Source organism: Burkholderia sp. 3C, assembly GCF_054589155.1.
This window is the reverse complement of record NZ_BAAILN010000092.1, coordinates 247471-273201: the sequence shown is the minus strand read 5'-3', so window position 1 is coordinate 273201 and position 25731 is coordinate 247471. Positions and strand designations below refer to the sequence as shown.

21 protein-coding genes are annotated in these 25731 nt (G+C 67.4%); 17 read left to right on the top strand and 4 right to left on the bottom strand.

Features of this window, described 5'->3' with window-relative positions:
* Nucleotides 1-80: 80 nt before the first annotated feature.
* A complete protein-coding gene (locus ACYP33_RS17495; protein ID WP_459623004.1) occupies nucleotides 81-449 on the bottom strand; it encodes a hypothetical protein in 369 nt (122 codons plus the stop codon).
* A 151-nt stretch (nucleotides 450-600) separates the two neighbouring features.
* Nucleotides 601-3081, bottom strand: a complete 2481-nt coding sequence (locus ACYP33_RS17490; RefSeq protein WP_459623003.1) for a DUF3772 domain-containing protein — start codon at nucleotides 3079-3081, stop codon at nucleotides 601-603.
* Nucleotides 3082-3622: 541 nt separating this feature from the next.
* On the opposite strand from ACYP33_RS17490, the gene ACYP33_RS17485 reads away from it, so the two are divergent.
* The 4 genes from ACYP33_RS17485 (at nucleotide 3623) to ACYP33_RS17470 (ending at nucleotide 9945) form a co-directional block, all read left to right on the top strand.
* Nucleotides 3623-4441, top strand: a complete 819-nt coding sequence (locus tag ACYP33_RS17485; RefSeq protein ID WP_414445337.1) for an FkbM family methyltransferase — start codon at nucleotides 3623-3625, stop codon at nucleotides 4439-4441.
* A gap of 530 nt (nucleotides 4442-4971) precedes the next feature.
* Complete coding sequence (mprF, locus tag ACYP33_RS17480; protein WP_414449244.1) at nucleotides 4972-7560, top strand: bifunctional lysylphosphatidylglycerol flippase/synthetase MprF; 2589 nt, start codon at nucleotides 4972-4974, stop codon at nucleotides 7558-7560.
* A 116-nt stretch (nucleotides 7561-7676) separates the two neighbouring features.
* Nucleotides 7677-8939 (top strand): virulence factor family protein, encoded by a 1263-nt coding sequence (locus tag ACYP33_RS17475; protein WP_459623002.1) that lies wholly within the window; start codon nucleotides 7677-7679, stop codon nucleotides 8937-8939.
* Nucleotides 8940-9195: 256 nt separating this feature from the next.
* Nucleotides 9196-9945, top strand: coding sequence for an SDR family oxidoreductase (locus ACYP33_RS17470; protein ID WP_459623001.1), 750 nt, complete (start codon nucleotides 9196-9198; stop codon nucleotides 9943-9945).
* A gap of 223 nt (nucleotides 9946-10168) precedes the next feature.
* On the opposite strand, the gene ACYP33_RS17465 is transcribed toward ACYP33_RS17470, so the two are convergent.
* Nucleotides 10169-10969, bottom strand: coding sequence for an AraC family transcriptional regulator (locus tag ACYP33_RS17465; protein ID WP_414445333.1), 801 nt, complete (start codon nucleotides 10967-10969; stop codon nucleotides 10169-10171).
* Between the two features lie 113 nt (nucleotides 10970-11082).
* On the opposite strand from ACYP33_RS17465, the gene ACYP33_RS17460 reads away from it, so the two are divergent.
* Entirely contained in the window at nucleotides 11083-11334 is a 252-nt protein-coding gene (locus ACYP33_RS17460) for a hypothetical protein (protein WP_414445332.1), read from the top strand.
* Between the two features lie 58 nt (nucleotides 11335-11392).
* On the top strand, nucleotides 11393-12364 hold the full coding sequence (locus tag ACYP33_RS17455) for a quinone oxidoreductase family protein (RefSeq protein ID WP_459623000.1): 972 nt from the start codon (nucleotides 11393-11395) through the stop codon (nucleotides 12362-12364).
* A 793-nt stretch (nucleotides 12365-13157) separates the two neighbouring features.
* On the opposite strand, the gene pdxR is transcribed toward ACYP33_RS17455, so the two are convergent.
* Nucleotides 13158-14588: a MocR-like pyridoxine biosynthesis transcription factor PdxR gene (gene pdxR, locus ACYP33_RS17450; protein WP_459622999.1), complete on the bottom strand. Its 1431-nt coding sequence runs from the start codon at nucleotides 14586-14588 to the stop codon at nucleotides 13158-13160.
* 1013 nt (nucleotides 14589-15601) lie between these two features.
* On the opposite strand from pdxR, the gene ACYP33_RS17445 reads away from it, so the two are divergent.
* The 11 genes from ACYP33_RS17445 to ACYP33_RS17395 form a co-directional block, all read left to right on the top strand.
* Nucleotides 15602-17284, top strand: coding sequence for a class I adenylate-forming enzyme family protein (locus ACYP33_RS17445; RefSeq protein ID WP_459622998.1), 1683 nt, complete (start codon nucleotides 15602-15604; stop codon nucleotides 17282-17284).
* 9 nt (nucleotides 17285-17293) lie between these two features.
* Nucleotides 17294-18250, top strand: a complete 957-nt coding sequence (paaA, locus tag ACYP33_RS17440) for a 1,2-phenylacetyl-CoA epoxidase subunit PaaA (protein WP_459622997.1) — start codon at nucleotides 17294-17296, stop codon at nucleotides 18248-18250.
* Complete coding sequence (gene paaB / locus ACYP33_RS17435; RefSeq protein WP_459622996.1) at nucleotides 18243-18524, top strand: 1,2-phenylacetyl-CoA epoxidase subunit PaaB; 282 nt, start codon at nucleotides 18243-18245, stop codon at nucleotides 18522-18524. Before paaA ends, paaB begins: the two co-directional genes overlap by 8 nt.
* A complete protein-coding gene (paaC, locus tag ACYP33_RS17430; RefSeq protein ID WP_459622995.1) occupies nucleotides 18521-19291 on the top strand; it encodes a 1,2-phenylacetyl-CoA epoxidase subunit PaaC in 771 nt (256 codons plus the stop codon). Before paaB ends, paaC begins: the two co-directional genes overlap by 4 nt.
* Complete coding sequence (paaD, locus tag ACYP33_RS17425) at nucleotides 19285-19800, top strand: 1,2-phenylacetyl-CoA epoxidase subunit PaaD (protein ID WP_459622994.1); 516 nt, start codon at nucleotides 19285-19287, stop codon at nucleotides 19798-19800. The genes paaC and paaD overlap by 7 nt, the downstream gene beginning before the upstream one ends.
* A 25-nt stretch (nucleotides 19801-19825) precedes the next feature.
* Nucleotides 19826-20887: a 2Fe-2S iron-sulfur cluster-binding protein gene (locus ACYP33_RS17420; RefSeq protein ID WP_459622993.1), complete on the top strand. Its 1062-nt coding sequence runs from the start codon at nucleotides 19826-19828 to the stop codon at nucleotides 20885-20887.
* Between the two features lie 52 nt (nucleotides 20888-20939).
* Entirely contained in the window at nucleotides 20940-22121 is a 1182-nt protein-coding gene (locus ACYP33_RS17415; RefSeq protein WP_459622992.1) for an MFS transporter, read from the top strand.
* Nucleotides 22122-22234: 113 nt separating this feature from the next.
* Nucleotides 22235-22984 (top strand): TenA family transcriptional regulator, encoded by a 750-nt coding sequence (locus ACYP33_RS17410; RefSeq protein WP_459622991.1) that lies wholly within the window; start codon nucleotides 22235-22237, stop codon nucleotides 22982-22984.
* 137 nt (nucleotides 22985-23121) lie between these two features.
* Nucleotides 23122-23421, top strand: a complete 300-nt coding sequence (locus ACYP33_RS17405; protein ID WP_459622990.1) for a hypothetical protein — start codon at nucleotides 23122-23124, stop codon at nucleotides 23419-23421.
* Nucleotides 23418-24998, top strand: a complete 1581-nt coding sequence (locus tag ACYP33_RS17400) for an AMP-binding protein (protein ID WP_459622989.1) — start codon at nucleotides 23418-23420, stop codon at nucleotides 24996-24998. Before ACYP33_RS17405 ends, ACYP33_RS17400 begins: the two co-directional genes overlap by 4 nt.
* 317 nt (nucleotides 24999-25315) lie before the next feature.
* Nucleotides 25316-25731: acyl-CoA thioesterase (locus ACYP33_RS17395; protein ID WP_459622988.1), on the top strand; the 416-nt coding region annotated here is incomplete at its 3' end.

Genomic DNA, 25731 nt, shown 5'->3' with positions numbered 1-25731 from the left:
ACGAACCGCGCGAGGCAACCGGATGATCCGGTCACGCTCGCGCGGTGTGGTTGCGCGCCCCGTTGCCGGGGCGCGGCGTATTACCAGCGATGGTCGTCGCGGTGATCGTCGCCGCCGCGGTGGTCGTCGCCACGTCCGCCCTGGCCGGGGCCGGGGCCGCCCGGACGATGATCGTCGCGATGGTAGCCGGGGCCGCCGGGGCCCGGGCCGGGCGGGTGCGCGCGATTCCAGTCGTCACGCGCCCAGTAGCGGCGGCCATCGTAATAACGGTCGCCGTGCCAGCCGATGCTGAGATCGACCGCCACGCTCGGTTGCGCCACGTAGGCCGGCTGGGCCGCGTAACCGCCGCCATAGCCGCCGCCGTAACCCTGATCGGCCGGGTAGGCGACGCAGCCCGCCAGCATCGAGCCGGCCACCAGCGCCGGCGCCAGCAATGCGATCTTGTTCATCTCGTTCCCCTATCGTTGATTGGTGTGATGACCGCAAGCTTAGGGAAAGCGGGCGTCACACGCCGTAAAGGATTGCAACCGTTGATGACGAACCCGTAACGATCGGCCGGAAACCCGGTATGACAGGGCCTGCGCGCCGTGCGAAAAGCGCCTACGAACGCTCGCCGCCGCCCGGCTGCGCGGGCAGGCGAGCGGCGCCCGAGCCGTCCGGCGCGTTCTGGATCATCAGCATCTGCGGGCTGGCCAGCGTGATGCCGGCCGCGCGCAACTGCTTGAGGATCTCGAACAGCAAATCGCTCTTGATGGTCGAGGTGACGCGCGGGCTGCTGACGTAGCCGGTCACGCTGAGCGTGATGCCGTCGGGCGTCAACTGGCTGAACGTGACCGACGGCGCGGGCTTGTCGAGCACGCCCGGATGCGCCTCGAAGGCGTGCAGCAGCAGGTCGCGCACCTGTTCGGGGTCGGTGTTCAGCGGGAACGTCAGCATCAGCGTGGCCACGCCCAGGTTGCTGTTGCCCATCGTCACGTTGCGCAGGTTCTGCGAGATCAGTTGCGAGTTCGGCACGATCACGGTGGAGCGGTCGGTCAGCTGGATCTCGGTGGCGCGCACGTTGATGCGGCGGATGTCGCCTTCCACGCCGCTGATGCTGACCATGTCGCCCACCTTGACCGGCCGCTCGGTCAGCAGGATCAGCCCCGACACGAAGTTCTTGACGATCTCCTGCAGGCCGAAGCCGATCCCGACCGACAGCGCCGAGACGATCCACGCGAGGCTGCTCCATTGCACGCCGAGCAGCGACAGCGTCATCAGCACCAGCAGCACGTAGCCGAGGTTGCTGAACAGCGTGACGAGCGAGGCGCGCATGCCGGGGTCCATGCCAAGCGTCGGCAGGAATTCGTTGTCGAGCCAGCGCCGCACCGAGCGCAGCAGCCAGAAGCCCACGGCCACCGCCACCACCGCGTTGACGATGCGGTCCGGCACGATGTTCAGGCTGCGCAACCTGGTGCCGCCGAGCATCGTCAGCAGGCTGTCGAACAGGTCGCTCGGCGTGGTGCCGAAGCCGCCCGTCAGCAGCGACAGCGCCGCCACCAGCACCAGCAGCGCCACGCCCACGCCCGACAGCAGCGTCGAGGCCTGGTCGAGATGGCTGTCGTCGAGCCCGAACAGGTTCTTGATGGTGACGCCGCTGCGATGCTGTGCCGAGAACAGGCTCGCGCAGACGTCGCGCGTCAGTTGCGTGAGCACGTAGAAGCTGCACAGCACGATCTCGAACCACACGAGTTCGTAGGTGATGAAGCGCGCCACGGTGATATAGCCGATCAGCAACGCGGCCAGCGAGGCGATCACCGCCAGCGACACGGCGGCATGGATCATCCCGGCCAGCGTCGAGCGCGCCTCGGGCTGCTCGCCGGCGGCGGCCAGCTCGGCGCGCGCGCGGTTGGCGCGCAGCAGCGTCGCGCCGATCGTCAGCGCCACCACCAGCGCCACCACCCCGCGCCCGAACAGCGTGACCTGCAGGCTGGTGTCGGCGATCCGGTTCATCTGTTCGAGCGTGCCGGAGATCAGCAGCAGCGCGGCGAGCACGGTCGGGAAGCGCCGCATCGCGAGCGCGACCGGGTCGGCGATCGCCGGCAGCCGCCAGCTCGGGTGCCGCGTGCAGAGCAGCGCGCGGCCGAGCCCGGCGATCAGCGCGCAGGTCATCGCCAGCTCGCTGAACTTGGCGGCGAAATCGTCGAGCGCCGGGGTCAGCGGATCGCCGCGCGTGATCGCCACGTACAGCAATTGCACCGCCACGCCGGTAGCGATCACGGTGGCCAGCGCGGTGCCGAGCGCCAGCGCGCTGCGGCGCAGCCGCGTCTCGGGCAGGCGGTTCAGGCTGAACCACGCGAAGCCGTGTTCGAGCAGGCGCCGCCCGCCGCTCCAGATCGCCAGCGCGAGGCCGAGCAGCAGCAGCGTGCCGAGCCGCCGGCCCGGCTCCCAGGCGAACGCGCACTGCGCGCTGATCTGGCCGAAGAAGCCTTGCAGCTTGTCGCGATCGTCGGGCAGCGGCTTGCCGAACGGCGCCCAGAAGCTCGGCCCGAACAGGCTGCCCGAGCGCAGCGCGAGCTGGTTGCGCAACAGTCCGCGCCGCAGTTTCGCGTATTGCTGATTCAGGTTCGCGAGGTCGTCGCGTTCCGAGGTGGCCTGCTTGAGCAGCGCGTCGAACTGGCTGCGGCGCGTGGTCAGGTCGGCGCGCTGGCGCGCCACGGCCGGTGTTTCGGGCGGCGAGCCGGCCGCGGGCGCGGGGCCGAGCACGTCGAGCTGCGCCTGCACCTGCGCGCGTTGCGGGGTGAGCGCGTCGATCAGCTTGTCGACGTCGGTGCTCAGTTGCTCGGCCGCGCCGTCGAGCGTGTCGAGCTGCTGGCTGCTGATGGCGGCCGAGGTCTGCTGCTTGATGCGGTCCTGCTCGGATTGCAATTGCTTGAGCGTGGCGGCCGCGTCGGCGTAGGAGATCGCGGGCGGCGCGGCGGTGGCGCTGGCGGCGGAGGCGACGATCGGCTGCGCGAAGGCGTCCGGCGCGAGCGGGGCGGCGAGACAGAGCATCCACAGCAGCGGCGCGAATGCGCGCGCCAGTCGGGCGGTCAACGGCATGGAAAACCTTTTGTTCGGCGAGTGCGGCGGAGGCCGTGCAGCGGAGGCCGTGCGGCGAAGGCCGGGCCGCCCGCGTGCCGGGAAGCGCGGGAACGAGATGTTACCGGCTGCGGCCGCCGCTGTGGGCGCGCATGCAAGGGCGCCGTATCGGGTGCGCCCGGGCCTGGCGGGCGGCCCGTTCCGCACCAGCCGCGCGGGGCGGGGCCGCACGCGCCATCGGCCGCCGCCCGGCGCGTTGCGCAGCGTCACAGATCGTTACTCGCGTTACACACCGCGGCCGGCCTCGCACGGCCCCCGCGCGAGCCCGCCAAAGCCAGGCCCGGCGCGGTTTTGCGCGATGCCGGCCGGGCTCGGCGCGGCGTCGCGCCCGCCATGCCGCTGTGGCGGGATTGGGACTGACCCGCTGGTCATCGCGGCCGGTTCTGGTTGACAATCCGCGCACCGGTTCGGCGTGCCTGCGCGGTCTGTTTGGCCTGTTTGGCGCGACCCGCCAGCCGCTGCGAGACCCACAACAATTCCATCGAGATTCCGAGGCACCGACATGACTTTTCCAAAGCGTCCTATCGCCTTTGTCCTCACCGCGACGAATCACGGCACGATGATCGTGAACCGTCACGACCACAACACCACGACTACCGGCTTTCGCTACGGCGTCGGCCATCAGTTGCTGGAGAACGCCTGCTTCGACGCGAGCGAAATCGACTTCGTGCTGGCGATGCTGACGCGCCGCCACGAGTTGCACGGCGACGGCGTGGTGGCGATCGACGGCGGCGCGAACATCGGCGTGCATACGCTCGAATGGGCGCGCCACATGCACGGCTGGGGGCGGGTGCTCAGTTTCGAGGCGCAGGAGGTGGTGTTCTACGCGCTGGCCGGCAACATCGCGCTGAACAACTGCCTGAACGCGCGCGCCAAGCTGGCCGCGCTCGGCGAGCGTTGCGGCGAACTGAGCGTGCCGCAACCCGATTACCTCGCGCACGCGAGCTTCGGCAGCCTGGAGCTGCGCCCGCGCGAGAACGGCGAATTCATCGGCCAGACGATCGCCTACGACACCGCCTCGGGCTCCACGGTGCCGATGGTCAGCCTCGATTCGCTGAACCTGCCGCGCGTGGACCTGATCAAGCTCGACATCGAGGGCATGGAGATCGAGGCGCTGACCGGCGCGCGCGACACGCTGCGCCGCTGCAAGCCGATGTTGACCGTCGAGGTGCTGAAGACCGATTCGACCCAGGTCGAACAGTTCCTGGCCGAGTTCGGCTACCGCTGCGTGCCGGCCGGGCTGAACCTGATCGCCGTGCACCGCGACGATCCGGTGTCGGCGCACCTGCAGGTGGGCGAGGGCGTGGTGTTCATCAGTTGACGGTTCGGGTACACCGTTTGCCCGTGCGGCCGATGCGCGGCTTTCGAAATCGCTGCATGTGTGTCGAATTGAAATAAAAACGTTGTGATTCGTAAATATTTCGGTAAGGCGGCTACCGCAAGCGCGCGTTTTTAGGCATCCTGCGAATTGTCGAATGGTCCGGACCCCGAAGCAGTTGTGTCCGGACTGTGTCGAACCCCGCGTGAATCGTGAAAAGCCGCTAGGGGCTTGCCTTTACGTAGTTTTCGCTACCGTTTTTCGGGGGCTTTTCCAGTATCATGCGCCGGCCGGTGCGAATCACGTCCGGCCGATACGGGGCGGCGCGCCAGGGCGGATCGCCGGGCATGCACGGGTTTCCCGCAGTTGCACGAAAGGTTTTGTAATATCGCTCCGGTACACTCGGCGGCCCTGATTCCGCCCAGTCCGCCACGGCGGTCGATGCAGCCTGCGTTCGGGTACGCAGGCGCATGACGACGATCGCTTCGGCAGCGCCACACTCGCGACGGGTTCCAGCCTGACACTTCTGATTCATGTCCTTCAGTGATTTACCGCGGCGCGCGACGGCCGGTTTGACGCGCGCCCGCCAGACTTTGCGGCTCGATCGGCTCGTTTCGCCGTTGCTTGCGCTCGGCATCGGCATTGCCCTGCTGTTCGTGTTCCAGCATCTGTCGGAGACCGTCGACTACCGCTCGGTGATCCGGCATCTGCGCGCCCTGACGGCGGGCGAGTGGGCCGGCGCGCTCGGCGCGACCGCCCTCAGCTACGCCGCGCTGGTGGCGCGCGACTGGATCGGCCTGCGCTACGTGGGCGCCAAGGTGCCGCGCGTCTCGCTGTGGATCGGCACCATCGCCGGCACCGCGCTCGGCAACGCCACCGGCTTCGGCGCGCTGACCGGCGGCGCGGTGCGGGTGCGCGTCTACGGCCCCTCGGGCGTCACCACCGCGCAGATCGGCCGCATGACCGTGTTCATGGGCGGCACGCTGATGCTCGGCATCGTCGGCATGACCGCGCTCGGCATGGTCGGCGGCTCCGGGCCGCTGGCCTCGATGCTGCCGGTGCCGGCCGACTGGCTGACCGTGATCGGCGCGCTGATCCTGGTGGCGCTGGCCGGGCTGGTGGCGTTCTGCGGGCGCGAGCCGCGCGAGGTGCGCTCGCGCTGGAGCTGGCTCTCGTTCGACATTCCCGCGCGGCGCGACCTGGTCGCCCAGCTCGTGTTCGCCGCCGTCGACGTGGTGGCGGCCGGCCTCGCGCTGTGGGCGCTGCTGCCGCACGGCCATATCGGCTTCGTCACGTTCATCACCGTCTATTCGGGCGCGCTGCTGCTCGGCATGATCGGCCATACGCCGGGCGGCATCGGCGTGTTCGAGGCCGCCATGGCGTTCACGCTCGGCAGCGCCGTGCCGCCCACGTCGATGCTGGCCGCGCTGCTGGCCTATCGGGCGATCTATTTCGGCGTGCCGCTGGCGCTGTCGGCCGGCCTGCTGGCCGTGTTCGAGGGGCGCGCGGTCAGCCAGCGCTTCGTCTCGACGCAGGCCGCGCAGGTCTCGCAACTCGCGCCGCTGTTCCTGAGCCTCGTGACGTTCGCGGTGGGCGGCATGCTGGTGATCTCGGGCGCCACGCCCGCGTTCTGGCAGCGCATCGCGGTGCTGCGCGGGGTGGTGCCGCTGTGGGTCATGGAAGGCTCGCAGGTGCTGTGCAGCGTGCTCGGCGTGTCGCTGCTGTTCGTCGCGCGCGGGCTGCTGCGCCGGCTCGACGCGGCCTGGTGGATCACGTTCGGCCTGACGCTGGTCAGCCTCGCGCTGTCGTTCTCGAAGGGGCTGGCGTTCGTCGAGGCGGGCGTGCTCGGCGCGCTGCTGCTGCTGCTGCTGGTGTCCCGGCGCCGCTTCAACCGTCACTCGTCGCTGTTCGCCGAGCCGTTTACGATCGGCTGGTTCGTGTCGGTGGCGATGGTGCTGATCCTGGCCGTCTGGGTGCTGCTGTTCGCGTTTCGCGATATTCCCTATTCGCAGGAAATCTGGTCGCAGTTCGCGTTCGACGAGCGCGCCTCGCGGGCCTTGCGCGCCACGCTGGCGGCCGGCGTGTTCGCGGCGATGGCGTCGCTCTGGCAGATGCTGCGCCCGGCCGCGGGCCGCTTCGTGGTGCCCGAGCCGCAGGATCTGGCCGACGCGGCGCGCATCATCCGCGCCCAGGAGCGCAGCGACGTGGGTCTCGCGCTGATGGGCGACAAGAGCTTCCTGTTCTCGCCGTCGCGCGAGGCGTTCCTGATGTACGCGAAGCACGGCCGCACCTGGGCCGCGCTCTACGATCCGGTCGGCCCGCGCCACGAATGGGCCGGGCTCATCAACGAATTGATCCTGCGCGCGCACACCCACGGCGGGCGCGCCGCGTTCTATCAGGTGCGCGCCGAGGGGCTGCCGCTCTATCTCGATGCGGGCCTCACGCTCGTCAAGCTCGGCGAGGAGGCGCATATCGCGCTGGAGGCGTTCGACCTCAAGGGCTCGAACCGCTCGCATCTGCGCTATGCGCTCAAGCGCGGCGACCGCGAGGCGATGTCGGTCGAGGTGATCGAGCCGCAGGCGGTGCCGGGCATGCTGCCGGTGCTGCGCGAAATCTCCGACGACTGGCTCGACAGCCGCGACGCGCGCGAGAAGAGCTTCTCGGTGGCCGCGTTCCACGACGGCTATCTGGCCACCCAGTCGGTGATGCTGGTGCGCCAGGGCGGCGAGCCGGTCGCGTTCGTCACGTTCATGACCACCGACCTGAACACCGACGCCACCGTCGGCGTCATGCGCCACGTGCCCGAGGCCTCGCCGTACGCGATGGAATACCTGTTCACGCAGCTCGCGCTGCATCTGAAGGAAGCCGGGTTCCGCCGCCTGAGCCTCGGCATGGCGCCGTTCTCGGGGATGGGCACCGCGCCGATGTCGTCGCTGTGGCACCGGCTCGGCCGGGTGGTCTGGCGCTTCGGCGGGCGTTTCTACAATTTCCGCGGCTTGCGCGCGTTCAAGAGCAAGTTCGAGCCGCAATGGGAGCCGCGCTATCTCGCGGCTTCCGGTTCGGTCGGCGTTTTCGTGACGCTCGCCGATTTGTCTTTGCTGGCAGGAGGTCGGCGTTCATGAAGTGGAATCATTGGGGCCGATTGGCCATCTCGGCGGCGTTCGTTCTTGTCCAGGCAAGCGGCGCCCACGCGGCGGACACCGCCAAACCGGCCGCTAAAACGAATGCGGATCACGCAATGCATGCCGGCGCTGCCAGCGCGGCGCATCCCGCCTCGGCCGTGATCGGCGAGGCCGGCGTGCCGAGCCGCCTGCCGGGCGGGCGCTACGGCGACGTGATCGTCGTGAAGCCCGAGGGCGAGATCCACGGCTTCGTGGTGCTGTATTCGGCGGCCGGCGGCTGGAGCGCCGACGACCAGAACACGGCGGCCGTGCTGGCCAAGGCCGGCGCGCTGACGGTGGGCGTGGATACCGCGCGCTACGCGGCCAATCTGGCCAAGACCAAGGAAAGCTGCCATCAACTGGTGGGCGACGCGGAAGCGGTCAGCCACCAGCTCGAACGGCAGATCAAGACCTCGCGCTACTACGCGCCGATCGTGGCCGGCATCGGGCAGGGCGGCGCGCTCGCGCGTCAGGTGCTCGCGCAGGCGCCCGAGAACACCATCTCCGGCGCGGTGACGGTGGCCCCGGCCGCGACGCTCGATCCGCGCTTCAAGATGTGCCCGCCGGACCCGACGGTCAGCCGCCGCAAGACGCCGGGCTTCGTCGACACGGCCGCCGCCGGCGATGCGTCGAAGCTGGTCGCGCTGCTCGCGCCGCACCTGCGCGACGGCACGGCCGACGAGCTCGACGTATCCGACCTGCCGCTCGTGGAGTTGCCGGCCAAGCCGGGCAGCGCCGCGTCTGCCGATGGCAACCTGCTGGCGATCGTGATTTCCGGCGACGGCGGCTGGCGCGATCTCGACAAGACGATCGCCGAGGCCTTGCAGAAGGATGGCGTGTCGGTGGTCGGCATCGACAGCCTGCGCTATTTCTGGAGCGAGAAAACGCCGGCGCAGACCAGCCACGATCTGGCGCGCGTGATGCAGACCTACATGGCGCGCTGGCATGCGTCGCACGTCGCGCTGATCGGCTATTCGTTCGGCGCCGACGTGATCCCGTTCGCCTACAACCGGCTGCCGCCGGCGCTGCAGGAGAAGGTGGCCGTGATGTCGCTGCTCGGCTTCGCGCCGACGGCCGATTTCCAGATTCGCGTGACCGGCTGGCTCGGCATGCCGGCCAGCGATCAGGCACTGAAGGTGCGTCCGGAATTCGACAAGCTGCCGGCCAAGCAGGTGCAGTGCTTCTACGGCGCGACCGAGAAGGAAACGCTGTGCCCGGCGTTGGCCGGCACCGGCGCCGAGGTCGTCAAGACCGGCGGCGATCACCACTTCGGTGGCGATTACCTGTCGCTGGAGCGGCGCATTCTGGCGGCGTTCAGGAAGAATATCGGCGCGCGTTGATGGGTTGATCCTGCGTTGATCGCCGAATCACGGCGGCGCGGGCCTTCGGGCTTGCGCCGCCGTTTTCGTTTGGGGGATTGCGCCGCATTTTGCTTCCGGGTTTCCTTTCGTCGCCCCGATTGCTGAACCACGCTCACGAGCCCGTGCACGGCCGGCGGGCTTCACGCGGCGCGGCTGCCTTTGCTACATTCCCCCGGCTGACGTCCACGCGGGCCGCGCGCATTCTGCCGCCGCCCGCCCAACCGGAGAATCGATCATGTCCACGCCCACGCAGATCCAGAACAAAGTCGTCGTCATCACCGGCGCGAGCAGCGGGCTCGGCGAAGCCGCCGCGCGCCGGCTCGCCGCCGACGGCGCCCGCATCGTGCTCGGCGCGCGCCGCATCGAGCGGCTCGACGCGCTGGTGGCCGACCTGAAGGCGCACGGCGCCGAGGCGCTGGCGGTGGCCACCGACGTGACGCAACGCGACGAGGTGCAGCGGCTGGTGGATACCGCCGTGGCCAGCTTCGGCCGCATCGACGTGCTGATCAACAACGCCGGGCTGATGCCGCATTCGCCGCTGGAGCGCGGCAAGACCGACGACTGGGACCGCATGATCGACGTGAACCTGAAGGGCGTGCTGTACGGCATCGCCGCCGCGCTGCCGCACATGCAGACGCAGAAATCGGGGCACCTGATCAACGTGGCGTCGGTGGCGGCGCACAAGGTGCGCCCGGGCAGCGCCGTGTATGCGGCCACCAAGGCGGCGGTGCGGATGCTGTCGGAAGGGCTGCGCCAGGAAGTGAAGCCGTACGGCATCCGCACCACGGTGATCTCGCCCGGCGCGATCGACACCGAACTGCCCGACAGCATCACCGAGGCCGACATCGCGGCGGCCGTGCGCGAGTTCTACGGCATCGCGCTGCCGGCCGAGTCGTTCGCGAACCTGGTGGCCTACGTGATCGGCGCGCCCGAGGACGTGGACATCAACGAGGTGGTGTTCCGGCCGACGCGGCAGGAGTTTTGAGGACACGGGGGCGCGCGGCCGTCGCCTGAGGGTCGAGCGGCTGCACGGCTGCACGGCTGCACGGCTGCACGGCTGCACGGCTAAACGGCTAAACGGCTAAACGGCTACACGGCCGAAGGCTCGACAGCCCGACAGCCCGACAGCTCGACAGCTCGACAGCTCGACAGCTCGACAGCTCGACAGCTCGACAGCTCGACAGCTCGACAGTCGATTCAACTCCGCTTCATCCACCCGCCGCCCGCACCGGCAAATCCGCCGCATAGCGCCCCGGCGTCACGCCGAGCGTGCGGCGGAACATCTCGATGAACGCGCTGACGTTGTCGTAGCCGAGTTCCAGCGCGATGGTCGTGACCGGCGCGCCGGCCGCGAGCCGTTCGAGCGCGCGCAGCACGCGCGCCTGCTGGCGCCATTGCGCGAAGCTCATGCCGGTTTCCGCCGCGAAGCGCCGGCTCAGCGTGCGCGGCGCGATGCCGGCCCAGTGCGCCCAATCGGCCGCGCCGCGATGGTCGGCCAGGTCGGCCGCCAGCGCATCGGCGATCCGCGCCAGGCGCCGATCGCTCGGCTTCGGCAGGCCCAGCGCCTGCGCCGGCGAGGCCGCGATTTCCGCCACGATCAGCTCGGCGATGCGCGTTTCGTCGGCATCGTGCGAGCCGCCCGGCCAGCTTGCCGCGCGCCGCACCGCCTCGCGCAGCAGCGGGTTGGTGCGGATCGCGCGCGGCTCGGCCGGCAACGCCGCGCGCGCCGCCGCTTCCTCGACGAACACGCTCCAGCCCGAGAACGGGCCGTGCGAGCGCAGCGAATGCCAGTGGTGGGGCGGCACCCAGATCGCATGGGTGGCCGGCACGACCCACTGCTGCGCCTCCAATCCCACCGACAGCAGCCCGCTCAACGCGCCGATCAACTGGCCGCGCGGGTGCCGGTGCACGTCCGTTTCGCGTGCCGCTGACTGCGTCAATTCAGCAGCCGCAACTAACGGTCCGCCCGACTGGAGTACGAGTGGTGGGGGCAGCAGCGGATCGAGCATGGCCGAAATTCCGTATCGAATGGCTTGCATGAGGGAGTTGGGCCGATTCTATCTCGATAAACTGCTTTCTATCGAAACCGGCGTCGCGCGGCGACTGCCCAAGGAGGATCACGATGCGAGCGGAACAACTGCTGCCCGACGGGCAGAACCAGGCCGATCTGAACGGCGTGACCGTGCGCAAGGGCACGGTAGGCGCGTTTCTCTTCAATGCGCGCGTGCTGGGCACGCCCGATGCGACGCCTCAGGCGCGCGCCGAGGCGCGGGCGGACATCCTGGCCGCGCTGCCGGCGCTGCGCGCGCTCGGCCTGTTCGAGGTGCTGGAAGTGCGCGACCCCGCCTTGCGCGCCTGGATCGGCGCACAGTGAGCGTCGATCCATCGAACGCAGCGCGCCACCCCCAACCGGATATCCACGGAGAAAACCCATGAAAGCAGCGATCGTGAAATCGGCCGGCCAGGCGCCGGTATACGGCGATTTCGACGCACCGCGCGCCGCCGACGGCTGCCGCGAGATTCGCGTGCGTGCCGCCGCCCTGAGCCATGTCACGCGTTCGCGCGCGGCGGGTGTGCATTACACGTCGGAGGCGGCGGGCCAGGGCGGGGCGTTCGTGCCGTTCGTGCCCGGCATCGATGGCGTGGGCGAGGACGCCGACGGCCGGCGCGTCTACTTCTTCGCGCCGGTCGCGCCGCACGGCGCGATGGCCGAGCGCAGCGTCGCCATCGACGCGCATTGCCTGCCGCTGCCCGACGCGCTCGACGACGTGACGGCTGCCGCGCTGGCGATCCCCGGCATGTCGTCGTGGGCCGCGCTCAAGGAGCGCGCGCGGCTCCAGTTCGGCGAGACGGTGCTCGTCAACGGCGCGACCGGCTCGTCGGGGCGGCTCGCCGTGCAGCTCGCGAAATATCTGGGCGCGGGCAAGGTGATCGCCACCGGGCGCGACGCCACCGCGCTGGCCGAACTGACCACGCTCGGCGCCGACGTGATCGTGCCGCTGACCCAGGACGACGCGCTCGACGCCGCGCTGCGCGAGCAGTTCTCGGGCGGCGTGGACATCGTGCTCGACTACCTGTGGGGGCCGAGCGCCCATGCGTTGCTCGGCGCGGCGGCGCGCGCGCTGCCCGACCTGGCCGAGCTGCGCTACGTGCAGATCGGCGCGATCGGCGGCAGCGAGATCTCGCTGCCGGCCGCCGTGCTGCGCGCCACCGCGATCACGCTGATGGGCAGTGGGATCGGCAGCGTGCCGTTGCCGATGCTGATCGAGGCGCTGCGCATGGTGCTCGACGTCGCGCCGCGCGCAGGGTTGCGGATCGACGCGCACGCGGTGCCGCTGGCGCAGGTCGGCGAGACGTGGGCGAAGACGGACAGCCGGCGGCGCACGGTGTTCACGATCGATTGAGGCCGGGGTGGCGTGATTTCGGAACGGCCAGTTTGAAGGGGTGATCGTATCGTTTCGATAAGAAAAGTTATCTTAACGATGCGATGGCGTGCCAATCTCCCGGCTGGCGCTCCCATTCGACCCACGGCTAATCGCCGGGCGGCCCGCTGCGGCAGGCCTGGCAGCGGATCACTGCCACGAAATACCGGTATCCCGCGGTCGGGCGGGATCCGTTGGTTCGGGTTTGATCAGTGGGGGCGAGCGGGTGACGGGTAGGCCGACCTGACAGATCCGCCGGTAATCGCGCGCAACGGCGCAGCGATGCGATGGCCGCGGCCGGTGTCATTCGCGGGGGCGATCGCGTCGATCGCATGCCAGCCGGCGTCCTCAGACCCGACCAGGCAGGCACCACGACAAGCCGTCCACCTTGCCTCGAGCCGCGCTCCCGACGTGCAGCGTTTTGAGTCCGGCGGCCCGCCTTGTCGGAGCACGGGATCGGTGCCCAGTGCGTCGTCGCCGGCGCCGCAAATGCAGTCCGTCTGGCCGGACCAGCGCCATCCAGCTGCGCTGGCGCCCCGTGGTGTCCTCCGTGATCGTGTCCCATGCGGCGACGCCACGAACAGGTGGCCGCCGTCGAGCTCTCCATCTCGACGTCGCACGGCGGCTCAGTCCCGCCGGCCTTCGCCGGATTGCTTGCCCGCAACCGTGAGCGCCGTGTCATCCGGAGCCCCGCCATCGCGTCGACTATCACGGCACAAGATCGGTTGAAATCATGCGTTGCGCTACGACTCGAGCTTCTTGACCTTGTCTGCCGTCAGCAGCGTCCGTCGATGGCGGCCTTGAGTTCCTGCGCGAGCGCCAGCGCCTGCTCGGCGGACTTGATGTTCGCGAAACCGAGCAGCAGGCCCTTTTTCGGCGGTGCGTCGAGATAACGTGCCGAGAGCGGCTCCACGGCCAGATGGTGGTTCTTCGCGTCCTGCGCGAGCAGGCGGTCGTCCTCGGCATCGTCGAGGCTCGCCAGCAGGTTCAGGCCGCCCGGCATGTCCTGGAACAGCATGCGTTTGCTGAAGGTCGCGCGCATGCTGTCGATCAGCATCTCGCGCCGTTGCGAATAGGCGGCACGCATTTTCTTCAGATGGCGTGCGAAATAACCTTCATTGAGGAAATCGGCGGTCACGCCCTGGAGCAGCATCGGGCAGCCGTCGTAAAGCCGGCCGCAGGCTTCTTCGAAGCGCGCGACGAGCGGCTTCGGCACGACCAGATAGGCGAGCCGGAGGGCAGGGCTCAACGCCTTGCTGAAGGTGCCGATGTACAACACGTTGCTGGTCGCCACGAGGCTCGCCAGCGCGGGCAGCGGGCGGCCGTCGTAGCGGAACTCGCTGTCGTAGTCGTCCTCGATGATGAACGCGTCGTTCTGCTGCGCCCAGGCGATCAGCTCGAAGCGTCTCACCAGCGACAGCGGCACGCCTAGCGGGCTTTGATGCGCCGGCGTGACGAGGGCGAAACGCGCATGCGGCGCCAACTCCTTGCCCTTCGCGACGCAGATGCCGTCCTCGTCGACAGGCACGGGGACGATGCGCGCGCCCATCTTCGCGAACAGATAACGGCTGGCCGGAAAGCACGGGTCCTCGAGCCAGAGTTCGTCGAGCGGCCGTAACAGGGTGCGCGACAGCAGGCTGATGACGCTGCGGTAACCGGGCATCACGAACACCTGCTCCGGCGAGCAGTCGAGCCCGCGCGAGATGTTCAGGTAGGCGGAGGTCGCCTCGCGCAGCGGCTGGTAGCCTGCCGGGTTCGGATAGGCCAACAACCGGCTCTGCACGCGCGCCTGTTTGGTGACGAGCGATGCCCATAGCTTGTGGGGGAACAGGTCGAGCGCCGGCAGTCCGAGCTGGAACGGCGGCGGGTTCGCCTTCATGGTCGGAGCCGGTGGCCGGGGCACGGTACGGACGATGTCGGCCCGCGCCAGCGAGTCGCGTACCTGCTGCGATGCGAGCGAGGGCGAGACGATCGTGCCGGCCTGACCGCGCGCCACCAGGTAACCCTCGCCGATCAGCAGATCGTAGGCCAGCTCGACGGTGCTGCGAGAGAGCTGCAATTCGCTCGCGAGATTGCGCATCGACGGCACGCGCGCGCCGGGTGCGTAGGTGCCGTTCGCGATTGCGCGGCGAAACCGTTCGTAGATTTGACGATAGAGATAGAGCGGCTCTTTGCGGCCATGTTGTAAGGATTGTGTGTCCGCCACTTCAATGCTCCCGAGCTCCTGGACAGGCGAGGGTCAACCGGGCGAGTGGAATCTTCGCTGAATGCACTGCCATCCCTTGATCCGATCCGACTCGCCATGCGAGGTCAAGCCTGTGAAAAACCAGCAACGGCTGGCGTTTTAGGCTTCGTGCCGGCAAACCGCCGAGCACATATATGCCGCCGATCGGGCTATGCCCGTCGGGACTCGTTTTACTAAAAACAGCAATGGATTGTTTCTTTGAGTGAGATGCTTTTTGGCATCCCGTGGATGTTCGGAGTTTCGCATATCTCATGTAGGGGAATAATTTTCCTATGCGGCGAACGCGATAAATTTTCAAGCGATTGCCGCATACATCAAAGTAAATGGGCGAAATGCCGATGTCATGACGCCTGGGATTTCGCGCTGGAATTTTTTAATGACAAGCGGCGGCGATGATTTTCGGACTGCCCCGATTCGCCTAGATTTTACCTATATTCCGGTTCGCGGATATCGATTTTCCAAGGCCATAAAGCCGTGATGGCAAAAATCCGGAAAACCGCTTGACCATCTTGTCGTGCTCGATAAGTGCCATCTTGGCTGTGAGCTGTTCGCAAAGTCTGATGTATATTTATTTGCGTTGAATCTTGTTTGTCTTTATCGCGTCGAAGTGACGCAGTTTAAATAAAGTACTCCGATAATCGACGCTTCCTGAGTTTCCTGATAAAGAGTTTGTCCGGAAAACACTTCCTGCGATGTGGTAATGGCGTTGTGCGATATGCATTGGCGGGGCATAACCGGCCGGTATCCGGGCGGCTTCGATGGTTTATCTGAATGAATTTGAACGCGAGGACATGCGGCGTGCGTTGCGTACCGCGTCGGCTTCGTTCGTTCCGACGAAAGCTCGGCGACGGGTTCGGCCCGCCGATTTGTAGGTTTTAAGCACGTTAATGAGGGAAAACATGGAAGTTCAGGCGAAAAAAGAAGTATGGGCCCGGCTGTTCGAAGATCGGAAGCTGGGCGCCGGCAATTTCTTCTTGAAGGCGTACGAGGCGTATCCGAACCGGGACGAGGTGTTCCTGTTCCTGGAGAAGCCCTATGTGTCGCCTTCGGGGCATGCGCATCAGTCCTTTTCGCTCGAAACGCTGCACGCCGTCGTCGCCGAGCTGGCGGCCTGGTATGCGCATCAGGCAGTGGAGAGGGGCGAATATGTGTGCCTCTATCTCGGCGACGGCGTTGCCTCGTTCCTGCACTTCCTGGCGTTGAACAGCCTCGGCTGTGTGCCAGTGCTCGTGAACGGCAATCTGCGCCCGGACATCGCCGTGGCCTATGCGCAGATCAACCGCTTCACGGTGCTGGCCTACGATCGCGAGACGGCCGCGCGCTGGCAATTGCCGGGGCCGCTGGCCGGTGTGAAGGCGCTCGATGCCGGGTTCCAGGAAGGTCTCGCCATCCGGTTCGCGGCGCTGCCGGCTGGCCAATTGCTCGTCGATCGCCATGGCGAGGACACCATCATGATTTGCCACAGCTCGGGCACCACGGGTATCCCGAAAGCGGTGCTGTTCGGTCATGATCAATTCTTCGCGGGCAAGCGCGAGCGCCTCCAGGGCTTCGTCGAGCGGGACGACGACCGGCTCGTCACTGCGATGCCGACCACCCACGCCGCCGGCATCAGCTACCTGATGACGGGTACGCTGCTGCAGTTGCCGACGCTGTCGCTGAATACGCAGTTTGGCAACGCGGTGGCGAACCTGATCGCCGATTTCCGAGCGACGATCGTCACGGCATTCTCGCAAACCTACGCCTCGCTCGCCGATCAGCACCTGCCCGACGCCTACCTCGGTACAGTGCAACGCTTCTACAACACCGGCGACACGGCGCACGAATCGCATATCCGCGAGTTGCTGCGCATCGCGCCGCAGGCACGCTTCATCGACATGTTCGGCGCCTCCGAGCTCGGCATGTCGCAGTTCTACAAGGTGTCACGCGCCAACGACGTGACTTCGATCCGAACGGTCGGCACACCTGCACCCTATGCGAGCTGCGCGATCCTCGCGCCCGATGGCCAGGAGCTCGGCGACGGCGTGCCCGGTTATTTCGGCGTGCGCTCGCCCACCGTCACCCCCGGTTATTACGGCCAGCCGCGCCTGACCGCGCTCACGCGCCTGAACGGCTACTGGCTCACCGGCGACATCGGCCTGCGCAAATCCAACGGCGAATTCGTCCACCTCGACCGGATCGTCGACGTGGTCAACACCACGCTTGGCGCGCCCGGCTACACGCTGCTGCTCGAAGAACACCTGCTGCGGCTCGACAACGTGTTCGACGTCTCGGTAACGGGCGTCTCGCGCGGCCCGACGTTCGAGGAGGCGATCGTGGTGCTGGTGCGGCTCGCGTCCGGCGCGGATGCCCGCGCGCGGGCCGATGTCGAGCGGCTGCTGTATCACACGCTGGCCTGCCACCCGTTCCAAGGCAAGCCGATGCTGCCCGACTACACGGTCGTGGTCGGCGTGACCGCACCGGACTTCGCCTTGCCGGTCGGCTCGACCGGCAAGGTGCTCAAGCGTGTCGTGCGCGACAGTTTCTGGTCATGGCAGCGCGACCACGACGATGGCGATCGCAGCAAGTTTGTCGAGCTGCTCTGGAATCACCAGGCCGACCTGTCGTTGCTGCCGCGTGAAGCCGAGCGCAGTCTGCTCGAACACGTCTTTGCGGCCTGAGGGGGCGACATGGAGATCATCGAACCGATGCAAGTCGACGAGGCGGTGTTCCAGCAGCGCATCGACGACGGCCGCAAGATCGAGCCGCAGGACGGCATGCCCGAGGCTTACCGCCGTACGCTGATGCGGCAGATGGCCCAGCACGCTCACTCGGAGTACGTCGGCATGCTGCCCGAGGGCGGCTGGATTTCGCGCGCGCCGACGCTGCACCGCAAATGCATCCTGCTCGCGAAAGTGCAGGACGAGGCGGGCCATGCGCAGTACCTCTACAGCGCGATGGAAACGCTCGGCATCTCGCGCGAGGAGGCTTACGGCCGATTGCTCGACGGCCGCGCCAAGTATCTGAACATCTTCAACTACCCGGCGCTGACTTGGGCCGACGTCGGCATGATCGGCTGGCTGACCGACGGCGCGGCGATTGTCAACCAGGTGCCGCTGTCGCGCTGCTCCTATGGACCTTACGCGCGTGCCATGGTGCGGATCTGCCAGGAGGAGAGCTTTCACCATCGGCAGGGTTTCGACCTCGTCATGAAGCTCGTGCAGGGCACGCCGGCCCAGCGCCAGATGGCGCAGGACGCGCTCGATCGCTGGTGGTGGCCGACGCTGATGGTGTTCGGGCCGCCCGATGGCGACTCGCCGCATTCGGCGCGCTCGATGAAATGGGGCATCAAGCTCTATTCCAACGATGCGTTGCGCCAGAAGTTCATCGATCAGACGGTGCCGCAGGTGCATTTCCTCGGCCTCGATGTACCGGACGAGAACCTGCGCTGGAATGCCGAGACCGGCCATTACGAAATCGGCCGGATCGACTGGGATGAATTCGATCGCGTGATCAATGGCGGCGGGCTCTGCAACCGGGCCCGAATCGAGGCGCGCAACAAGGCCTGGGACGACGGCGCCTGGGTGCGCGAGGCGGCCGCGGCCTATGCCGCACGGCAGGACGGCGCGGAGGTTTCGCATGGCTGACTGGAAACTCTGGGAAGTATTCGTGCGCAGCCAGAACGGCGTGGCTCACCGCCACATCGGCAGCGTGCAGGCGACGGATGCGCAAATGGCGCTGCAGCACGCGCGTGACGTCTACACGCGCCGTGGTGAGGGTGTGAGCCTCTGGCTCGTCGCCTCGGAGCATCTCGTGACGAGCAACCCCGACGATCGATCGACTTGGTTCGCCTCGTCGCAGGACAAAGCCTACCGTCACGCCACGTATTTTCAGGTACCGGAAGGAGTGCAGAACCTGTGAAGACGAATAACGGATTCGACACGGGGCTGGCCGACTACGTGCTGCGTCTCGGCGACAACTGCCTGATCCTCTCGCAGCGGCTGTGCGCGTGGTGCGGCCACGGCCCGACGCTCGAGGAGGATCTCGCGTTGTCCAACGTCGCGCTCGATTATCTCGGGCAGGCGCGGATGTGGCTCGGTCATGCCGGGAGTCTCTACCCGGTGCTGCGCGGCGAGGACGAACTCGCCTATCTGCGCGAGGCGCATGAGTTCCGCAACGTGCTGCTGGTCGAGCAGCCGAACCAGGATTTCGCGGACCTGCAGATGCGTCTGTTCCTGTTCGACAGCTGGTATGCGCTGATGCTCGCCGCGCTCTCGCATTCGCGTGACGCGCAGATCGCCGCGATCGCGGCCAAGTCGGCCAAGGAGAACGCCTATCACCTGCGCTGCAGCAGCTACTGGATCGTGCGTCTGGGCGGCGGCACCGCGCTCAGCCGCGCGAAACTCGAACGCGCGCTCGACGCATGCTGGGATTACGTCGGCGAACTGTTCCTGATGGACGACCTCGAGACGCTCATGTTCGAGCGCGGCATCGGCTGCGATCTCGCCGAGCTGCGGGTGAAGTGGCGGACGTACGTCGACGAGGTGTTCGCGGAAGCGGGCCTGGCGACGCCGGCTCGCGGCTCGCTCATGCAGTACGGCAAGCAGGGCCAGCACTCCGAACATCTGGTCGGGCTGCTGATGGAGATGCAGTACCTGCAGCGGGCCCATCCCGGAGCGCAATGGTGAGCGCCATCCACGAAAACGGCGTTCGCCCCGGTCTCGAACGCATCTGGGAATGGCTGGCCCATGTGCCGGATCCGGAGATGCCGTTCGTCTCGGTGGTCGACCTCGGGATCGTCCGCGAGGCGCGCTGGGTCGACGGCGTGCTGCGCGTGGTGGTGACACCTACCTACAGCGGCTGTCCCGCGAGGCGGCCGATCGAGGAAGCGATCCGGTGCGTGTTGAACGACCACGGCATCGAGCAGGTTGTGATCGAAAGCCGGCTCGATCCGGCCTGGACGACGGAATGGATCAGCCCCGCCGGCCGCGCGAAGCTGGCCGCGGCCGGTATCGCGCCACCGCTGCCGGTGGCCGACGGCCGGCAGCCGCTGCGCTTTCGCATGCCGTCGCCGCCGTGCCCGTACTGCGGCTCGGACGCAACGCGTCTGACGAGCGAGTTCGGCGGCACGCTCTGCAAGTCGATGCATGTTTGCGATGACTGTCAGAACCCGTTCGAGCACTTCAAGTGCATCTGAGACGCAGGATCAGGAGGAACCCACCATGTCGCAATTTTTCCCGCTGACGATCGCGGCCGTGCGGCCCGAGACACGCGATGCCGCCGTGCTCGAATTCGCGGTGCCGCAGGAGTTGAAATCGCAGTTCATGCACCGCCAGGGGCAGCACCTGACTCTGCGCGCGTCGATCGACGGTCAGGAGGTGCGCCGCGCCTATTCGCTCTGCAACGCGGTGGGTGCGCCGCTGCAGGTGGCGATCAAGAAAGTGGAGGGCGGGTTGTTCTCGAACTGGGCGCACGGCAACCTGCGCGCTGGCCAGCAGATCGAGGTGATGCCGCCGTCGGGCAATTTCTTCGTGCCGCTCGAGGCGGGGCGCGCGCTGCACTACGTCGGTTTCGCGAGCGGCTGCGGCATCACGCCGATGCTGTCGATCCTCGAAACCACCTTGCGCGAGGAGCCGGAAAGCCGCTTCACGCTTGTCTACGGCAATCGCAATATCGCCGCGATGATGTTTCGCGAGGTGCTGTCGGACCTCAAGGATCGATATCCGTCGCGGTTTTCGTTGATCTACGTGTTCAGCGGCGAGACGCAGGAAGTCGAGCTCTGCAATGGCCGACTTACCTATCCATGCGCGCAGGGCCTGCTCGGCAGTTGGCTGCCGGCCGCCTCGATCGATCATGCCTTCGTGTGCGGCCCGATGCAGATGATGGAAGACGTCTGCCGCGCACTCGAGGAGGCCGGGGTCGCGAAATCGCGCATCAGGCGCGAGTTCTTCAAGCCGGCCACCGAACCGGTGGCGCGCGCGCAGCGGGCTGCCGTAGCCGACGGCGCCGGCAAGCGGATCACGCTGATCGTCGACGGTGCGACACGCCAGATCGAATGGACCGGCGCCGCCGACACGATCCTCGACGAGGCGCTCGCGGCCGGCATCGACATCCGCTACTCGTGCAAGGGCGGCGTGTGCGCGACCTGCCGCTGCCGCGTGGTCGAGGGGCGCGCCGAGATGACGACGCAATACGCGCTCGACGACCAGGAACTGGCCGACGGCTACGTGCTCGGCTGTTGCGCGCGGCCGCTCACGCCGAACCTGGTTCTCGAATTCGACTGACCGGCCCGGTTTCTCCGATCGAATGCGAACCCATCCTGACCGACGGATATTCATGGTATCTCCCCAATCCCTGTCGCCGCTCGACCGCTGGTGCTTTTGCTTGGCCACGGGTTTTTCCGTCGCCGCGGTGGTTTACCACCAGTCGATGACCGGGGCGATCGCCGCCACGTTCGGCGTGCCGGCCGGCTCGCTGTCGCGGCTGTCGGTGGCGACCCAGCTCGGTTACGGCCTCGGTCTCGTGCTCGGGTTGCCGCTCGGCGACCTGATCGCACCGCGCCGGCTTGCGCCGGCCGTGATCGGCGCGCTCGGGCTGGTGGTGATCGCCGAGTCGGCGGCGCCCTCGCTCGACGTGCTGACCGTGCTCTGCTTCCTGGCCGGGATGCTGTCGATCGGTGGCCAACTGCTGATTGCCTATTGCGCGAAAGCGTTCCCGCCCGAACAGCGCGCCCGGGTGGTCGGCAGCATGATGTCCGCGCTGTTCGCGGGCCTGCTCGGCGCGCGCGTGCTGTCGGGTTGGGGCGCCGAGCATCTCGGCTGGCGTCCTGTGTATCTGGTGGCGGGCGCCCTGACGCTGGTGTGGGCCGCACGTCTCGTGTGGGCGGTCGGCGAGGTGCCGATGGGCCAGCCGCCGCGCTACGGCCAGATGCAACGCCGGCAGTTGGGGCTCTGGCAGGCGTATCCCGAGCTGCGCCGCCTCGCGCTGGTGGCGGCCTGTTTCTTCGCCGCGTCCAACGGCATCTGGGCCAACGTGATCTCGCTCGCGCATGCGACGCTGAACTGGAGCGCGGGGCAGACCGGCCTGCTCGCGTTTTCGTCGGTGATCGCGCTGCGCTCGCCGTCGATCGTGCGCCGGCTGCAGAAACACCTGCACTGGAGCGGCGTGATCGTGCTGTTCGGCGCGTGTCTCGCCACGGTGTCGGTGGCCGCTTTCCTGGTCGGCACGCATCTGCTGATGATCGTGGTGTTTTTCATCGGCTGCGACGTCTGTATCCGCTCGGTCCATGTGATCTCGCAGGGCCGCGTGCTCAATCTCGATCCGAGTGCGGCCTCGCGCCTGAGCAGCCTGTTCATGACTGTCTTCTTCACCGGCGCCGCACTCGGCTCGTGGCTCGGCGGCATCGCCGCGCGCGATTTCGGCTGGCCGGGGATTTTCCTGTTTCCGCTCGTCTGCGCCTGCACCGGCCTGGTGGTGCTGCGCCTGGGCCGCGGTGAGGTGAGGTTTGGCCCGGCCTGAGATCCAGCGCCGGATCTTTCACGGGGCGCGGTGTTCGCGCGGAGTGTCGCGGATGCCTCGCCGGCAACGATGCAATGCATATTTCTTCAACGGAGGCAGATATGGAAATTTCGATGAAAGGCGGTACGCCCGCACAAGAGAAGCCCCACGGCCTTGTCAGCGAGATCTGGACGGACTGGTTGCAGGAGCAGGACCTGCAACGACTGGTGGCGCATCCGCTGCTGCTCGCGCTCGAAGGCGGCGAAGCCAGTCCGGAAATGCTGAAGACGTTTCTTGCCCAGCACAGCCACTATTCGCGTCATTTCACGCGTTACCTGTGCGCGCTGATCGGGCAGTTGAGCGACAGCGACAGCATTCGCGCGCTGCTCGAGAATCTCCAGGAAGAAATGGGCGTGGATGGCGACGGCCAGATCACCCACGCCGAGATGTTCCAGAGCACGCTGCGCGTGGTGGGCGTGGCGCCGGCTGATCACGAGCCGCTGCCGCAGACGCTGCGGCTCAAGAACACGATGATGGCCCACTGCAGGTCGAGCGACGCGCTGGCCGGCCTGGCCGCGATGTGCCTGGGCGCGGAGGCGATCGTGCCGGTGATCTACGCACCGGTGCTGGCCGCGCTGCGCCAGCTCGGCTACGGCGAGGACGCCACCGAGTTCTTCCGCCTGCATATCGAGGAAGACGAGGATCATGCACTGACCATGCTCGGGATCATGCGCGAGCTTACCAACAACGAGCCGCAGCGTCTCGAATTTGCGGTAAGCGTGGGCCGTGAGCTGATTGCACTGCGCGTCGAGATGTTCGATGCCGTCTGGCAGGCGTGCCGCCAGTACGAGACGGCCGTGCAGGAGGATGGCGCCCCAGCCTGAGCCGGGCACCGGTGACAAAGGGCCAGCGGCCGGCCGGTTCTCGCGAAGGGCCGCCCGGTGATTGGCGGATCAGGTTCAACCACGAGATTGAGATGTCAACTTTACGTGATCTACGGCATCCGGCGACTTGGCAGTCGATGCCGCAACAGCAATTGCCTCACTACGTGAACAGCGGCGCGCCAGGACAGACGCTGTCGCGCATCAGGACCTACCCGGCGCTTGTCTCGATCGGCGAAATCCGCCGCGAGGCCGCTCTCGAACGCGCCTGTCTCGGCAGTTGCGATTCGCGGCTGAGCGCCGGGCAGGCGCTGGCGGGGCAACCGAGGCGCTCCGGGGGCGCGCAGATCGTGGCCGCGGACGTGCTGCCCGCACGCAGGGCCGCCAATGACGAGGTCGGCGGCGAGGCCGCCCGTTACGACCCGGAGCGGTGCGTATGAGCGACGTCAATCTTGCCGCCGAACTGCTGTTCAACAAGCGTCACCTCGACAAGACCTGTTACGTTGGCCCGGATTTCGAGCTCGATTACGCCGGGCTCGACCGCGCCGTGCGGCGTCATGCGGCTTGGATGATGGGGCAGGAGGTCGGGGCTGACGAGCGGATCGTGATCGCGCTCGACGACGGGCCTGACCTGGCCGTGATCTTCTTCGCGACGCTGGCGATCGGCGCGCTGCCGGTGGTCGTCAGCTCGAAGCTGGACGTCGCGCCGCTGCGCCACATCCTCGCCGATTGCGAGCCGCGGATGGTGTATGGCAAGGTGGCCCGGGGCGAGACGATCCGTGCCGCGATCGATGGGGGAGCCGTGCACCCGCAGGCGTTTCTGATCGAGGCGGGCTGGTTCGGCACGCTGCTGGCGTGCGGCGCCCGGCCGGCCGGAGCAGGCGAGGGCGCGCGCGAATGGGATGCCGTGGTCGCTCGGCCGCGCCAGGCCCCGGCGCTGCTGCAGTACACGTCGGGCACCACTGGCCTGGCCAAGGGCGTGATCCATAGCGCCGGATCGGTGCTGGCCTGTTGCGAGGCCGTGACGCGGCAACTGCGGCTGACGGCTGACGACACGCTGTATTCGGTGCCGAAATCGTTCTTCGGCTTCGGCATGGGCAACAGCCTGTTTTTCCCGCTCTATCTCGGCGCCAGCGCGGTGCTCGATGCGGTCTGGCCGAATGCCGGGCGGGTCGCCGCGAACCTGCGGCGCTTCCGTCCCACTGTGCTGTTTGCGGTGCCGACCCTGTACCGGATGCTGCTCGACGACGGCCTCGAGCCGGCCGACTGCTCGCTGCGGCTCGCATTGTCGGCCGGCGCGCCGCTGGCTGGACATACGGGGGCGCGCTGGCAACGGCGCTTCGGCTTCGACCTGCACGATGGCATCGGTGCGACCGAGCTCTGTCATGTGTTCGCGACCAGCTATCCCGATGCGCTGCGTGCGGGCAGCCTCGGCCGCATCCTGGCGGGCTGCGAGGTGCGCATCGTCGACGAGGCCGGCGACGAGGCAAGGCCCGGCGAGACCGGCGTGCTGCTCGTGAAATCGCCGGCGGTGGCGCCCGGATACTGGCGGCGCCCGCAAGACGACGCGGCGCGTTTCGCCCACGGCTGGTATCGCACCGGCGACCTGTTCAGCCGCGACGCGGACGGTTTTCTCTACTTCCACGGCCGCGACGACGATCGTTTCAAGGTGTTCGGGCGCTGGGTCGTGCCGACCGAGATCGAGGTGCTGATCGCTGACCACGCCCCCGAGCTCGGCGACTGTTTCGTGGTGCCGGGCCGCGAGGAAAACGGCGAGGACCGTCCGGTGCTTTGCCTGCGCGGCTCGCACGCAATTCGCGACGAGGACGCGGCGATCGAGGCGCTCGCGATGCTGCGGCAGCTCGAGAGCTACAAGCGCCCGGTCAGGCTGCTGCTGATCGACGAACTGCCGCTGACGGCCAACGGCAAGCCGAATCGCCGCGCGCTCGCACAACTGGCGAGCCGTGCATTGCAGGGAGATACCGGAATCAATCTTGTAGGGAAACAAACATGTTGAGCGTGACGGCGATCGATTCGAGGCCGGCGAGTGGGAGAGCGCGACGTTCGTGCGCCACAACTCGACGGTCGGCCTGCCGCGCCGCGCGCGGGGCAGGAATCGTTCCGCGTGCCGCATTTCGACGGCATGCATCCGATGAGCGACAACGACGATTCTTTTACCTGCAACGTCGTGCAATCGTGCAGTTCCATCCGGAATCGGTGTTGACCGAGCATGGCTTCATGCTTGCCGGCCAATTACCCGCATGTCGCCGAGCAGTACGCGGCGGCCGCGCCCGCCTGATTCCGCTTCCGCTACCCGACAGGAGAACCCCACGCATGAGCGCGGCAAGTTTCGAAAAGGATTACCTGATCCGCTTTTCCCACTGCGACCCGGCCGGCATCGTCTATTTCCCGCAGTATCTGGTGCTGACCAACTGGCTGCTCGAGGATTTTTTCAACGAGGGCCTGCAGGTCGATTTCGCCGGGCTGATCCGGCGCCGGCTCGGCATTCCGATCGTCAAGCTGCAGACCGAGTTCATCCGCGCCTCGCGCCAGGGCGAGCTGCTGAAGCTGCGGCTCGACGTGACGCGGCTCGGCGAGCGTTCGCTGACGGCGATGTTCACCGGCAGCGTCGATGACGAGATCCGCCTGCGCAGCGAGCAGGTGTTCGTGATGATTTCGCTCGACAAGGTAGCGTCGATGCCGTTTCCCGGCGATATCCGCAAGGCGCTGCAACGCTTCGCGCCGACGAC